The 13,092-nt window shown below is 47.2% G+C and carries 16 protein-coding genes; 8 read left to right on the top strand and 8 right to left on the bottom strand.

Translation table 11 applies throughout. The annotated features are described in order from the left end of the window. Nucleotides 1-15 precede the first annotated feature (15 nt). From SB724_RS16840 to treP, 4 genes are all read right to left on the bottom strand, one after another. The gene (locus SB724_RS16840; protein WP_029974056.1) at nt 16-681 is read right to left on the bottom strand and encodes an NAD(P)H-dependent oxidoreductase; all 666 of its coding nucleotides are present in this window, start codon (nt 679-681) and stop codon (nt 16-18) included. Between the two features lie 133 nt (nt 682-814). Then, on the bottom strand, nt 815-1,531 hold the full coding sequence (treR, locus tag SB724_RS16835; RefSeq protein WP_410572025.1) for a trehalose operon repressor: 717 nt from the start codon (nt 1,529-1,531) through the stop codon (nt 815-817). A gap of 21 nt (nt 1,532-1,552) precedes the next feature. Beyond that, nucleotides 1,553-3,238, bottom strand: coding sequence for an alpha,alpha-phosphotrehalase (gene treC, locus SB724_RS16830; protein ID WP_130571746.1), 1,686 nt, complete (start codon nt 3,236-3,238; stop codon nt 1,553-1,555). A 75-nt stretch (nt 3,239-3,313) separates the two neighbouring features. Further along, the gene (gene treP, locus SB724_RS16825; RefSeq protein WP_021493878.1) at nt 3,314-4,729 is read right to left on the bottom strand and encodes a PTS system trehalose-specific EIIBC component; all 1,416 of its coding nucleotides are present in this window, start codon (nt 4,727-4,729) and stop codon (nt 3,314-3,316) included. A gap of 270 nt (nt 4,730-4,999) precedes the next feature. Between treP and SB724_RS16820 the strand changes: the two genes are divergently transcribed. Genes SB724_RS16820 through SB724_RS16810 form a run of 3 tightly spaced genes read left to right on the top strand, consistent with a single transcriptional unit; the run spans nt 5,000 to nt 5,964 of the window. Further along, on the top strand, nt 5,000-5,260 hold the full coding sequence (locus SB724_RS16820) for a spore germination protein (protein WP_007408496.1): 261 nt from the start codon (nt 5,000-5,002) through the stop codon (nt 5,258-5,260). A gap of 14 nt (nt 5,261-5,274) precedes the next feature. Continuing rightward, nucleotides 5,275-5,517 (top strand): spore germination protein, encoded by a 243-nt coding sequence (locus tag SB724_RS16815; RefSeq protein ID WP_003155595.1) that lies wholly within the window; start codon nt 5,275-5,277, stop codon nt 5,515-5,517. Nucleotides 5,518-5,532: 15 nt separating this feature from the next. After that, on the top strand, nt 5,533-5,964 hold the full coding sequence (locus tag SB724_RS16810; protein WP_003155596.1) for an Hsp20/alpha crystallin family protein: 432 nt from the start codon (nt 5,533-5,535) through the stop codon (nt 5,962-5,964). Nucleotides 5,965-5,973: 9 nt separating this feature from the next. On the opposite strand, the gene SB724_RS16805 is transcribed toward SB724_RS16810, so the two are convergent. Further along, nucleotides 5,974-6,351 (bottom strand): DnaJ family domain-containing protein, encoded by a 378-nt coding sequence (locus tag SB724_RS16805; protein WP_007610033.1) that lies wholly within the window; start codon nt 6,349-6,351, stop codon nt 5,974-5,976. A 245-nt stretch (nt 6,352-6,596) separates the two neighbouring features. On the opposite strand from SB724_RS16805, the gene ltaS reads away from it, so the two are divergent. After that, nucleotides 6,597-8,534: a lipoteichoic acid synthase gene (ltaS, locus tag SB724_RS16800; RefSeq protein ID WP_032872293.1), complete on the top strand. Its 1,938-nt coding sequence runs from the start codon at nt 6,597-6,599 to the stop codon at nt 8,532-8,534. Between the two features lie 40 nt (nt 8,535-8,574). Here the strand turns inward: ltaS and SB724_RS16795 are convergent, their stop codons facing one another. Beyond that, on the bottom strand, nt 8,575-9,018 hold the full coding sequence (locus SB724_RS16795) for a YfmQ family protein (protein ID WP_007408492.1): 444 nt from the start codon (nt 9,016-9,018) through the stop codon (nt 8,575-8,577). A 127-nt stretch (nt 9,019-9,145) separates the two neighbouring features. Next, on the bottom strand, nt 9,146-10,528 hold the full coding sequence (gene nagE / locus SB724_RS16790; RefSeq protein WP_015239387.1) for an N-acetylglucosamine-specific PTS transporter subunit IIBC: 1,383 nt from the start codon (nt 10,526-10,528) through the stop codon (nt 9,146-9,148). A 164-nt stretch (nt 10,529-10,692) separates the two neighbouring features. Between nagE and map the strand changes: the two genes are divergently transcribed. From map to SB724_RS16770, 4 genes are all read left to right on the top strand, one after another. Further along, nucleotides 10,693-11,442 carry a type I methionyl aminopeptidase gene (map, locus tag SB724_RS16785; RefSeq protein ID WP_007408490.1) on the top strand — a complete coding sequence of 250 codons (750 nt, stop codon included), beginning with the start codon at nt 10,693-10,695 and terminating at the stop codon, nt 11,440-11,442. Nucleotides 11,443-11,498: 56 nt separating this feature from the next. After that, nucleotides 11,499-11,810 carry a DUF3243 domain-containing protein gene (locus SB724_RS16780; RefSeq protein ID WP_410572020.1) on the top strand — a complete coding sequence of 104 codons (312 nt, stop codon included), beginning with the start codon at nt 11,499-11,501 and terminating at the stop codon, nt 11,808-11,810. Nucleotides 11,811-11,892: 82 nt separating this feature from the next. Beyond that, complete coding sequence (locus SB724_RS16775) at nt 11,893-12,048, top strand: hypothetical protein (RefSeq protein WP_003155608.1); 156 nt, start codon at nt 11,893-11,895, stop codon at nt 12,046-12,048. Between the two features lie 178 nt (nt 12,049-12,226). Further along, a complete protein-coding gene (locus SB724_RS16770; protein ID WP_003155609.1) occupies nt 12,227-12,361 on the top strand; it encodes a YflJ family protein in 135 nt (44 codons plus the stop codon). A 40-nt stretch (nt 12,362-12,401) separates the two neighbouring features. Here the strand turns inward: SB724_RS16770 and SB724_RS16765 are convergent, their stop codons facing one another. Continuing rightward, on the bottom strand, nt 12,402-13,061 hold the full coding sequence (locus tag SB724_RS16765; protein ID WP_015239385.1) for an MOSC domain-containing protein: 660 nt from the start codon (nt 13,059-13,061) through the stop codon (nt 12,402-12,404). Nucleotides 13,062-13,092: the final 31 nt, after the last annotated feature.

The raw sequence follows: 13,092 nt of genomic DNA, 5'->3' as shown, positions 1-13,092 counted from the left end.
GCAGCTTTTTTTATCTTATACCCACTTTACAACGTCTTTTGAGGCAGATCTTGTTTTCGGGCGCGGGTCTCTGACACGGTAGCCGAATGCGGCCATAACAGAGATGTCGAAACTTCCGTTTTCCAGAAGCCCTTCTTCTTCAAGAATCCGGTGAATTTCTTTGTAGTTGAAGCCTTCTACAGGGCAGGAGTCGATTCCGATCTGCGCAGCGGCTGTCATCATATTGCCGAGGGCGATGTAAGTCTGTTTGGATGCCCAGTCAAACAGTGCGCGATCTGATTCAAGCAGATTGAAATCATTTTTCTGGAAGTCTTCCGTTTTGCTGATATAGCCTTCATACATATCTTCCGGCATTTTTTTGACTTCCCGCAGGTGGTTTTTGACATAGTCGGCGTCAAAACGGATATCCTTTGCCGTCCGGGCAAGCAGAAGTACGAAATGGCTTGCGGTCGGCAGCTGCTTTTGCGCGCCCCATGTGAACTCGCGGAGTTTTTCACGAAGCTCCGGATTTTGAACGACGACAAATTTCCAAGGCTCCAAACCGAGCGAGCTTGGGGATAATCTTCCCGTTTCTAAAATGAATTCAAAATCGCTTTCTGAAATTTTTTTCTCAGGATCAAATTCCTTTGTGGCGTGTCTGAATTGATACGCTTCGATGATCTGCTGTTTTTTATCTGACATTCATGATCTCTCCTTTTCAATCGTTATGTACTATTGTAGCCATTATTTTTGAAAGTACCAGTACGCACATTTTTGTTGGATAGTATTCATTTTGATACTGACAAAAAAAACGGGCTGCCGCGGCAGTCCGTTTTTATTTTTCTCTTCTCGCAAAGTCGACGAAACGGAATTTATCGAGCCTGTGCCGGCTTTCCGTGTACTGAAAGAGGCTGGTATCCTCCAAAAAGACGCGGTTTTTCACGACCGCCATATGGCTGAATCCGCCGAGATCCAAATACTTCCGGTCCTCTTCCCCCGCCGGCTCCACGACAATTTCCTTTTGCGCGTAGCTGATGGACAAGCCGAGCTCTCCTTCGAGATACTCATAGATCGAATCTTCACAAATCGCATTCGTCAATAGAGGCACGTGTTTTTTTACAAAGTAATCCTTGTCCAAAATAATATGTTCTCCGTCAATCCGTCTTGATCTGACGACTTCCCACACCTTTTCATCCGCTTCTGTACCAAGCTCTTTTGCGGCTTCTGAGGGAGGCAGGATCAGCCCGAGACGGTGAACCGTCGTTCTCGTCTCTTTTCCGAGCGTTTCCGAAAGCTCTTTGAAGCTGATCAGGCCTGAGACGGGAAAACGCATTTTTTCTCTGTCTAATATGACGGAGCCTTTGCCTTTGATTTTCTGGATGTAGCCGTTTTGCGCCAGCATATTGAGCGCTTTGCGGACGGTTTCTCGTGATGTGCCGTATTGATCGCACAAATCATTTTCAGACGGAAGAACGTCTTCAGCCTTCCGCTGGCCACTTTCAATCTGCCGCACCATATCTTTATAGATTGTGATGTATTTATTCACTTTCATTTGACCACCCAGATTAGTGTATCACGCTTTTGTCAGATGATAAACGATCGATTCATACGGACGGAGCGTCAATCGTTCCGGCCGCCCTTCCCTCGGTTCATCATTCGTCAGCAGCACCGTAAACCGCCAGCCGTCCGTGTCTTTAAGCGGAACCGTAAAGTCCGCTTCTTTCCCGTAGAAGTTGTTGATGCACAGCAGTTTTTCATCCTTGCCGTGTCTGACGTACGCCAGAACTGCCGGATCGTCTTCAGCGAGCAGCTCAAACGTTCCTTCAGTCACGATGTCATATTCCTTTCTGAGCTTGATGAGCTTCTGATAATGGTAGAAAATTGAATCCGGGTCCCGCAAAGCCGCTTCCGCGTTAATGTCCCGATAATCATCCGCCGACGGAATCCAAGGCGTGCCCGTCGTGAAACCGCCGTGCGGCCCGCTGTTCCACTGAATGGGGGTTCTTGCATTGTCTCTTGATTTCTCTTTTAAAATGGCAATAATGTCTTTTTCGGGCACGCCCTCTTCCTTCATCTTTTTGTACATGTTCAATGATTCGACATCGCGGTATGAGCCTATGTCATCGAACTTCGGATTGCCCATGCCGATCTCCTCACCTTGATAAATGTAAGGCGTGCCCTGCATCATATGAATGGCCGCCGCCAGCATTTTGGCTGATTTCGTCCGGTAAACGCCGTCGTCTCCGTATCTGGATACGGCCCGCGGCTGGTCATGGTTGCACCAGAATAATGCGTTCCAGCCTCCGCCTTTTTGCATCTCCGTCTGCCAAAACGCTAAAATCCGTTTCAGCTTCAGAAAATCAAACGGAGCGAGCGCCCATTTTTCACCATTCGGATAATCCACTTTTAAATGATGAAAGTTAAAGGTCATATCGAGTTCTTTATTCTCAGGGTTTGTGTACCGGATGCAGTGGTCAGCCGTTGTCGAGGACATTTCCCCGACCGTCATACTGTCATATTTCGAAAACACTTCCCGGTTCATCTCATGGAGAAATTCGTGCACGCGCGGCCCGTCCGTATAATAAGGGCGGCCGTCACGCCCATCCTCGGCATCAGGAAACGATTGGTCTTTAGAAATGAGGTTGATCACATCCAGCCGGAAGCCGTCGATCCCTTTCCGGAACCAAAAATGCATCATGTCGTAGACCTTTTTTCTCATCTTTTCATTTTCCCAGTTCAAATCGGCCTGCGACACATCAAATAAATGCAGATAGTGCTGGCCTGACGCCGGGTCGAGCTCCCAAGCGGAACCGCCGAATTTTGATTCCCAGTTGTTCGGCGCCCGGCCGTCTTCCTTTCCGTCTTTCCAAATGTAAAAATCCCGATACGGACTGTCGGGTGACGAGACCGCTTCTTTGAACCACCGATGCTCGACTGATGTATGGTTTACGACAAGATCCATGACGACCTTGATTCCTCTTTTGTGCGCTTCATCGAGAAGGCGTTCAAAATCCTCCATCGTTCCGTATTCTTCATAAATGGTGCAGTAATCGCGAATGTCATAACCGTTGTCATTCTGCGGCGAATCGTAAATCGGCGTAAGCCAAATGACATCAATCAAAAGCTTCTGCAAATAATCAAGCTTCTCGATAATGCCGTTCAGATCACCGATCCCGTTTCCCGTCGTATCATTAAAGCTCTTCGGATAAATTTGATATACCGCTGCCTTTTTCCACCATGGTGTGCTGTCTGTTTTCATTTTTCTTCACCGCCTGTAATGTTTTGAATTGAAAGGGAAAAGGGACAGCCTGATAGAAGGCGCCCCGCAGGTTTTTTATTTTTGCCGTTTCAGCCGCGCATACCCGTATGTTCCCGCAAACGGGAGAATCAGCACGATCAGCATTCCGATCGCAAACGGACCCCAGTACTGACTCATAATGGAGAAGATCCCCGGCACGCCGCCGACTCCGACCGAGCTTGCGAGAACGCCTTTGACGGAGATGAACATCCCCGCGATTCCCGAGCTGATCATGGCGATCACAAACGGAAATTTGTAACGCAGATTCACGCCGAAAATCGCCGGTTCGGTAATGCCCAAATATGCGGAAATGCCGGCCGTCAGTGAAAGCCCCCGCTGTTTTTTATCTTTTGTGATCAGCATCATGGCCAAAGCCGCCGATCCTTGAGCGATATTTGACAATGCGAGCATCGGCCATAAAAATGTGCCGCCGAGCTTTGATCCGATTAATTGAAGATCGACCGCGAGAAACGTATGGTGCATCCCCGTGATCACAAGCGCCGAATACAGCCCTCCGTACAGCAGGCCTCCGATGGCGGAGAATTGGCCGAAAACGGCAATCAATCCCGCAGTCAGCGCGTTACCGATCGCAAAGGTGATCGGACCGATGATGACAAAGGATAGAAAACCGATGACCAAAAGCGTCACCGGCGCGACGACTAACAGCTGAATGCCCTCCGGCGTCCGTTTCGTCAAAAAGAGCTCAAGCCTGGCAAGTAAATAAGACGCCAGCAGAATCGGAAGCACCTGACCTTGATACCCGACTTTCTGCACCTCAAGGCCGAACAGGTTCCACACCGGAATATCGCCGCTCTGCTCGGCAGCCCCGTAGCCCCATGCGTTTAACAGATCAGGATGCACCAGCATCAGCCCGAGCACGATGCCCAAAAGCGGGCTTCCTCCGAACCGCTTCACTGCCGACCAGCCGATTAAAGCCGGCAGAAAAGCGAAAGCCGTCCCCGCGATCAGATTAATCATATTGGCGAGATCCGCCCATTGCGGATATACTTGGACAATCGATTTGGCGCTGTAGAAAATGCCTTCCGCCGTTAAAATGTTGTTCAGACCCATTAACAGCCCGGCCGTGACGATCGCCGGCAAGATCGGAATAAAGATGTCCGCAAGCGTTTTCACAGCACGCTGTAAAGGATTCATTTTTTGCGCTGCCGCCTTCTTCACGTCATCCTTGGACGCTTCACCCATCCCCGTTTCCTTCACTAATTCCGCATATACTTTGTTGACCGTCCCCTGCCCGATCACGACTTGAAACTGCCCGTTTACCGCAAAAGATCCTTTGACAATGTCTATTGCATCAAGCATTTTTTGGTTTACTTTGGTTTCATCTATTAATGCAAACCGCAAACGCGTCACACAATGAGTCGCCGCCTCAATATTTTCGATTCCGCCGACAGCTTCAGCGATCTGCCGCGCAGCCCGGTTAAACTCACCCATGCCAACCCCTCCGTAACCGTTTTCATTTTGTCTTGCGAACTTGTATATACATGTTTATGACTCTATTGTAATGATGTATATACATGTCGTCAATCTATTTTTATAGCGCTTTCATCACAAATATACTGCGAAAGACCCTGAAACAAAAAAAGCCCCGCCGGAACCGGGCCTTGACTTCTTGTTTTATCGGGAACATGTCCGGGCGGAATTCACAACAGGAGCACAAAAAGCATACAGTACTGTACAACTAAGTTAAAGAGGTGTGAAGAGATGCCATCCACTGTTATCAACCTGTACTATTTGAAGATTAACAGTATTTCTGGCAACGGATCTATTACGATTGGGGAAGCGGCATACAACAGTCCCACCACAAATAACAAATCACAAGGACTGAACTCTTCATTCGGCGATACGTCACCTATAGAATCGATGATGGAGAACTTGTTAAATGATCCTGATGTCAACGACCAGACAGCCATCGGAACCGCAGATACCGCAAATATTACGCCGGTGCCGCCCATTATAGATTAAAGGGGTTTTTATGAATGCCTTACCAAATTAACGTCGTCAATATAAAAGTAAACGGAGCAACGCAAAACGGAAACGTCGATATCGGTCAGACCGTACAAAACAGCCACACCGCCAACAGCAAATTTGTCGGCGCGAACTTTTCTTTAGGGGATTTTTCGCCGGCCGCCGGATGTTTGAATTCGGGCCATCTTGACCCTGACGTGAGCGATCAGGATCAGATCGCCAACCCGTCAATGCCGATCGCAAATCAAATATAGGGAGGTTCTGCCGAAGTGGATATCGAAAAAATGAGAAAGTGGCTTGAGATTACGAACGAGCACAAGCCCAGCGACTTTTGGACCAATGTCCTGAAACGGAAATCTCCCGAAGATTTTTTCTCCTTACAAAAAAACACCCTGACTTATGATATTTATCAGGATGAACAGCACACATTCGTCATTGTGGAAATGCCCGGCGTTTACGAAGAAGAATTGACATTGAGGCTGCTGTCAAGAACACGGCTGCATATCAGAGGAAACATCACACCCCTTTTTCCAAAGAACATGGGCGTCTGCCAAAACCGGTATTACGGGGAAATCGATGAGACGATTGAGCTTCCTGAACCGGCTGAGCCCCACCTGTTACAGGCGCAGTGCGTAAACGGCCTGCTCCACATTTCCTACCCGCGCCTTATGGAGCACATTCCTTTTCAGAAAAAAATCTAAAGAGCCGGCTTACGGGCGGCCCAGCCGTCTGTACACTTTCTCCTTATAATGAGAAGATGCGGGTTTTGAGAACATGGCTTTCTCCTCCGTCAGTTTGTCGAGTCTGACTTGTTTTTCCGTCCGTTTGTTCCGCAAGTGATCCCGCTCCTGTTCATTGCGGCACTTGGCGATCAAATAATCGAGCGTCATCAGCTCTTTCTTCAGCGCGCCCTCATCCTCGGCGATCCCGGCGTTTTTTAATATGCGGTAGCCCATTCTGAGCGATTCCGGAAGATGTGCGGCATCGTCTTTCGGCAGGGGCTTTCCCATTCCTTTGATGCCGGCGAACTCTCCATCCTTAATGGCGCGCTTGATTTTATCTTCAGCCACGATATGGGCAATATCCATCACTGTTCACCTCTTTTTTCAATAGAACCGGGTGTGATCATACGGAAACACAGGACCCAGTTTGTTCCATTTATATGTTTTAAAGCTGTCATTCAACAGATCAACCGCCGTTGCGACAGCGTTTTTCGCCCTTTTTCCGATGAGCCTTTTCCACCTTTTCTATTTGCTGGTTTCATGGTATATTGATTACGTTCGTTTTTTCTATCGTTCCGTGTAAACCGTGATCGGAAAAAAGGAGTGTAACAATGAAAACATTTATAAAAGAAAGAGGACTTGCCTTCTTCTTGATAGCGGTCGTGTTATTGTGGGTGAAAACATATGTCGCTTATATTTTAAACTTTAACCTCGGCATAGACAACACGATCCAGAAAATATTGCTTTTTGTGAATCCGCTGAGCTCCAGCTTGTTCTTTCTTGGACTTGGGCTTCTTTTCAAGAAAAAATTACAGCAGACAGCCATTATTGTGATTCATTTTTTATTGTCTTTTTTGCTTTTTGCAAACATCGTCTATTATAGATTCTTTAATGATTTCATTACCATCCCGGTCATGATGCAGGCAAAGACAAACGGCGGCCAGCTCGGAGACAGCGCGTTCTCGTTAATGAGATGGACAGACGCCTTCTACTTCCTGGATACCGTCATTTTGATTATTTTGGCCCTTAAGATGAAAAAACCGGCTGAAAAACCGGCGAAGAAATCATTCAGAATCGTTTTGGCTTCCGCCGTGCTTATGTTCCTGATCAACCTCGCCGTCGCGGAATCCGACCGTCCCGAGCTTTTGACACGCTCATTTGACAGAAACTATCTGGTGAAATACTTGGGCACGTACAACTTTACGATTTACGATGCCGTGCAGAATGTGAAATCAAACAGCCAGCGCGCGCTTGCCGATTCAAGCGATGTAACGGATGTGGAAAACTATATGAAGGCCAACTATGACGTGCCGAACAACGTCTACTTCGGAAAAGCCGAAGGAAAAAACGTCATCTACGTCTCATTAGAGTCTCTGCAATCCTTTATCATTGACTACAAAATTAACGGCAAGGAAGTGACGCCGTTTTTAAACAAACTGGCGCACGATAATCAAACATTCTACTTTGATAACTTTTTCCACCAAACGGGACAAGGTAAAACATCTGATGCGGAATTTATGATGGAGAACTCTCTGTACCCGCTTTCGCAAGGTTCGGTTTTCGTCAATAAAGCGCAAAACACGCTGCAGTCCGTTCCTGCGATCCTAAAAGGCAAAAAGTACACGTCTGCCGCTTTCCACGGAAATACGCAGACTTTCTGGAACCGTAACGAAATGTACAAAGCGGAAGGCATCGATAAGTTTTTTGATTCCGCTTATTATGACATGAGCGAAGAAAACACGAAAAACTACGGCATGAAAGACAAACCGTATTTCAAAGAATCCATGCCGCTCTTAAAGAGCCTGCCGCAGCCGTTCTATACGAAGTTCATTACGCTGTCAAACCACTTCCCGTTCGGGATGGATAAAGAAGACACGGACTTCCCGGCGGGAGACTTTGGCGATTCAGTCGTCAATAATTACTTCCAGTCCGCGAACTATCTGGATGAATCAATCGAACAGTTCTTTCATGACCTGAAAAAAGACGGCCTGTACGATAAGTCGATTATCGTGATGTACGGAGACCACTACGGCATCTCCGAAAACCATAATAAAGCGATGGCGAAAGTGCTCGGCAAAGATGAGATCAATGAATACGACAATGCCCAGCTTCAGCGGGTGCCGCTCTTTATCCACGCTCCCGGCGTGAAAGGCGGCCGCAATCATAAATTTGCCGGTGAAGTCGATGTCGCGCCGACCGTTCTTCATCTGCTCGGCGTCGATACGAAAGATTATCTCATGTCAGGTTCAGATATCTTATCGAAAGAGCACAGAGAAGTCATTCCGTTCCGTAACGGAGACTTCATCTCGCCGAACTATACGAAAGTGTCCGGCAAGTATTACGATACGAAAACCGGAAGACTTTTAGATGATTCAGAAGTCGACAAAAAAGAAGACTCTCTCGTCAAGACTGAGCTTGAAATGTCTGATAAGATCATCAACGGCGATCTGCTTCGTTTCTATCAGCCGAAAGGCTTTAAGAAAGTGGACCCTTCACAATTCGATTATACGAAGCGTGAAGATTCCTCAGCAGATGATCAAAAAGAATAAACAAAAGCCAGATCATATCAATGATCTGGCTTTTTTATGTTCAGCTCCCGGCGGCGGCCATAGAGCGCTTTTGCAGGCTGTCGGAAAGAACTGAATAAGCGACGACTTTCTTTTTCTGCTGTTTGACGACATCTACATGGTCTTCGTAGCTGTATACAAACACCGTCACATCTTTTTTTCCTTTTCTCGTCTTAATGACAAGCGGATCGGCTCCGTTTTGCGGATGAAGATAACGCTCTTCATCCCCTGGGTATATATAATGCCGTTCGATAAACACGGCTTCGTTAAAATCATCAATCACCCGGCGTTTGTCTTCGCCTTCCAGACGTTTTCCGCCGAGGGAAACGGCAGCGGACGCGTCACTGAGCTTTGAATGGGTTTCAAACTTGCGGAGGATCCATTCCACCGCTCCGGTAGGAAGGCATGTCAGCACAATCTTAATCAGGCTTATGACAACAATTGAAACAACTGCAATCCATGTCACCTTACATCATCTCCATACTTGTTCTACATGAATCTTAACATAGAAGAAAACGTTGTTTTTTGTACATTATGTGAAACTTGATATATGTTCAAAAAAAAATCCGGATCACATAGGTGATCCGGGTTTTTCAAGTCTGCTTCTGGTCGTCACGGCGGACGGCTTCTCTCAGCTCTTCCGCGACAAATTCGACGTTCGGCCCGATAATGACCTGCGCCGTTTTATTCCCCGTTTTGATAACCCCTTTTGCTCCCGCTTTTTTAAGCGCCGCCTCATTAATGAGAGACGTATCCTGCACGGTCAGCCTGAGGCGGGTCGCACAGTGATCAATCGTTTCGAGGTTTTGCCTGCCGCCGAGCCCCTTGAGCATGGCATGTTCTTCGACGGAACCGGCCGTATCTTCACTAAGCACTTCTTCCTCTTCCTCATCATCTTCCCGTCCCGGCGTTTTCAAGTTTAACGTTTTGATGAGCATATAGAAGACGACAAAATAGATCACCGCATAACAAAGCCCGACAACGAGCAGCAAAAGCGGTTTTTCGGCAATCCCGTAGCTGAGGAGATAATCGATCGCCCCCGCCGAGAATGAAAAACCTGACCTGATTCCGAGAACATTCACGATAAATAAAGAGAACCCGGTTAATATAGCATGAACCCCGTACAAAAGCGGTGATAAAAACATAAATGCAAATTCAATCGGCTCTGTAATTCCGGTAATAAATGCCGTCAGCGCGAGACCGATCATCATTCCGGCCGTCGCTTTGCGTTTACTTGGCTTAGCCGCGGCAATCATTGCCAGACATGCGGCCGGAAGCCCGAACATCATAATCGGGAAAAATCCCGTCATATAAGTTCCCGCCGTCGGATCCTTCGCAAAGAAGCGGGCCAGATCTCCCGTTTTTCCGTGAAAATCGCCAAATTGGAACCAAAAAATATTATTCAGCACATGATGAAGACCGAACGGAATCAAAAGCCGGTTAAAAATCCCGTAAATCCCCGCGCCGATTCCGCCAAGCCCGATCATCCATTCCCCGAAAGACGTAATCACCGACTGAATCGGCGGCCACACAAATCCGAAGATCCCCGCCAAAATAATGGTAATCAGCGCCGTTACAATCGGAACGAGCCTGCGCCCGCTGAAAAAGCCGAGATATTCGGGCAGCTTCGTATCCTTAAAGCGGTTATACGTGTATCCCGCAATTAACCCCGCGATAATCCCTCCGAAAACGGCCATATTATTTGTCGAATTGATTGATTTTACAGCCGCGTCCAGCATGATATAAGAAATTGCTCCCGACAGAGCGGCGGCCCCGTTGCTGTCTTTGGAAATCCCGATCGCGATTCCGATCGCGAAAATCAGCGGCAGATGATCAAATACCGCGGTCCCCGCCGCGTAAATGAACGGAATATTTAATAAGTCCTCTCTGCCGATGGCCAAAATAATACCAACGGCGGGCAGAACGGCAATCGGAAGCATAAATGATTTTCCGAGTTTTTGCAAAAATTGAAGCATTTTACCCATCCCCCTTCTTTTTTCTTAAATATACCACATAAGTTATCTAGTGATCTATACCAATTTTCCTTCATTTATTCACATAAGGCTTGTTGGTTTTCTATTTATAAACCAGTTGTGGTAAGCTTGAATCAGATGATTAAAAATAGAAAGCGGGAATGACAATGATTGTAACGAACGATCAAGAATTAGAAGGCCTTAAAAAAATCGGCAGAATCGTCGCGCTGGCGCGTGAAGAAATGAAGAAAAAAGCCGAGCCCGGCATGAGCACGAAAGATCTTGACCTGATCGGAAAGGCGGTGCTTGACGAGCACGGAGCCGCTTCCGCTCCGGAGAAGGAATACGATTTCCCGGGCGTGACATGCATCAGCGTAAATGACGAAGTCGCTCACGGCATCCCGAGCGCCTCTAAAATCTTAAAAGCCGGAGATCTTGTAAATATCGATATTTCGGCGGAGTTCGGCGGTTTTTATTCCGATACGGGAATTTCATTTGTACTCGGAGAAGGCGATGAACGTCTGCAAAAGCTTTGTAACTGCGCAGCATCCGCATTTCAGAAAGGATTGGATCAGGCAAAAGCCGGCAAACGCCAAAACCAGATCGGCAGAGCCGTCTATCATGAAGCCCGCTCCAACGGATTTACCGTCATTAAAACGCTGACGGGCCACGGAATCGGCAGAAACCTCCATGAAGCGCCGAACCACATCATGAATTACTACGATCCGTTTGATAACGCGCTGTTTAAAAACGGAACCGTGATCGCGCTTGAGCCGTTTATTTCCACGAAAGCGGAAACGATTGTTGAAGCGGGAGACGGCTGGACGTTTAAAACGCCGGATAAAAGCCTTGTCGCCCAAGTGGAACACACCATCGTGATCACAAAAGATAAACCGATTATTTTAACTGCATTGTAATGTTTCATCTCCCTTCCAAACAGGTATACAACAACTAACCCGAAGGAGGGAGACGCATGAAAAAAGATAAAGAAAAAATCAAAATCGAAAACGAAATACACGCCATGCACGGCGTAACGAAACAGCAGATTTTAGAGGATTTCGAGGAATTTAAGGCGTACCTTCATCAGAAAATTTCCGCCGGAAAAAAACTGGGTCTGGATGACAGCAAAATCATCAAAAGCGCCGCCATCCTCGGGGACTATCTCACCAAACACGAGGAGCCCCGCAATGCGGAAGAAAAACTCTTACAAGAACTGTGGGACATTGCGGATGACAATGAAAAACACCATTTGGCCCAGCTTCTCGTCAAACTTGCCGGACACTGATACAGTGCCCGGCTTTTTTATGCTCCGTTATAAGAGTTGTGCTACACTGGACATATGTCTGTGAAAGGAGCCATTTTTCAACATGTGGTTTATTATCTTCGGGTTTATTTTCTTTATTGAAAGCATCATTCTCACCGTTTACGGAGTGAAGAAAAAGAAGGGGATGCTGATTTATTTCGGCGTCGTTTTCGGAATCATGACACTCGGAACGGTGCTGTTAAAATTAACCGGCCATTAAGCATGAAAAGACCGCCCTTTACATATATATGTAAGAAAGCTTTACATCTCTGAATCGAAAGTCTCAGTTTTTGCGTTATCCCTTTTCATCGTCTTTTTATAGATGTTACAATGCCAAAAGTTTGGCAAAAACTGAAGAAACCTCCCCAGCGGGAGAGCGGAGAAAGGAGTTTTCTGACATGCATTATGGCAGTAAAGGCTGGTATGTAGAAGAGTTAAAGAAAAAAGGAATTACCCACTATGAAGGAAGAAAGCTTCAAAGCTTCAAAAAGTACTTCCTTGCCAATCTGCTGGAAACAAAAAAACAAGCATAACGTAAATCAGCCGTGCTGTCAGTGCAGCACGGCTTTTTTTCTATACATTAGTGAGCCTGTCTCTTTTTTTAAGGAAGGACTCCCTCCAGCTTTCTGACAGCGCTTCTTCCCGCAGTATTTCTTCAATCGCTGACAGATTGCCGGAATCACGATATTTCACTTCATTCGCATACCAGACGGAAATGCTTTCTTTGCCTCTCGACAGACGCTTGAGGACGGGACGCGGATCGACATATCCTTCTTCAAGCACCCTGAAATAAAAGCCGGTAAATCCCGTCTGCTGTACACGGAGCACCATATCTTTGATGCCATATTTGAGCGCGAGTTTGACGCAGGGCTGGCGCGGCTGGCTTACTTGAACGACGGCTTCCCCCAGCTGAAAGACGTCTCCGATCCACACGTCTTGTTCGGCCAGTCCTTTGACCGTTACATTCTCCCCGAACGCGGCGGCGGGAAGTTTTCTTGCGAGCGTTGTTTCCCAATATGAATAATGCTCGGCGGGATACACGCACACCGCTTTATCGGGACCTCCGTGATGCTTCAAGTCGGCTTGCCCGTCCCCGTCAAAATGGGTTTTATACAGCATGACGGGAGAATCTGCGGGCCGCTTTATGATGCCGGAATTGATTTGTCTGCCGGCAAATTCATGAATTGCGGGCTTTCCGAGATTGATAGATAAGACAGAATAGTCTTGCGTCACCTCGTTCACATCCTTTGCGAAATCTCATATC

Source organism: Bacillus sp. SIMBA_031 (assembly GCF_046535225.1).
Classification (GTDB): Bacteria; Bacillota; Bacilli; order Bacillales; family Bacillaceae; genus Bacillus; species Bacillus velezensis.
The sequence above is the reverse complement of the archived record's forward strand: the minus strand, read 5'-3'. Positions and strand labels throughout refer to the sequence as shown.